This window comes from Hydrogenophaga palleronii NBRC 102513, assembly GCF_001571225.1.
Taxonomy (GTDB): domain Bacteria; phylum Pseudomonadota; class Gammaproteobacteria; order Burkholderiales; family Burkholderiaceae_C; genus Hydrogenophaga; species Hydrogenophaga palleronii.
The window spans coordinates 1-747 of the sequence record NZ_BCTJ01000104.1 but is presented as its reverse complement, the minus strand read 5'-3'; the positions used below and the strand labels follow the sequence as shown (position 1 = coordinate 747).

The 747-nt window shown below is 64.8% G+C and carries 1 protein-coding gene; it reads left to right on the top strand.

The genetic code is table 11. The features are described from left to right. The coding region (locus tag HPA01S_RS22460; RefSeq protein WP_066273741.1) for a type I glyceraldehyde-3-phosphate dehydrogenase at positions 1-747 on the top strand (747 nt) is incomplete at both ends.

Genomic DNA, 747 nt, shown 5'->3' with positions numbered 1-747 from the left:
AGTACGACAGCGTGCACGGCCGCTTCCAGGGCACCGTCTCGGTCGAGGGCAACACCCTGATCGTCAACGGCAAGAAGATCCGCCTCACGCAAGAGCGTGATCCGGCCAACCTCAAGTGGGCCGAGGTCGGCGCCGACGTGGTCATCGAATCCACCGGCCTGTTCCTGGACAAGGTCACGGCCCAGAAGCACCTGGACGCGGGCGCGAAGAAGGTCATCCTGTCCGCGCCTTCCAAGGACGACACGCCGATGTTCGTCTACGGCGTGAACCACACCAGCTACAAGGGCGAGGCCATCGTCTCCAACGCCAGCTGCACCACCAACTGCCTGGCGCCGATCGCCAAGGTGCTCAACGACAAGTGGGGCATCAAGCGCGGCCTGATGACGACTGTGCACGCGGCCACCGCGACGCAGAAGACGGTGGACGGCCCGAGCAACAAGGACTGGCGCGGCGGCCGCGGCATCCTGGAGAACATCATCCCCAGCAGCACCGGCGCAGCCAAGGCGGTGGGCGTGGTGATTCCCGAACTCAACAGGAAGCTGACCGGTATGTCTTTCCGCGTGCCGACTTCCGACGTGTCGGTGGTGGACCTGACGGTGGAGCTGGAGAAGGAAGCCAGCTACGAGGAGATCAAGGCGGAGATGAAGGCGCAGGCCGAGGGTGCCCTGAAGGGCATCCTGGGTTACACCGAAGACAAGGTGGTGGCGACCGACTTCCGCGGCGACACCCGCACCTCGATCTTCGACG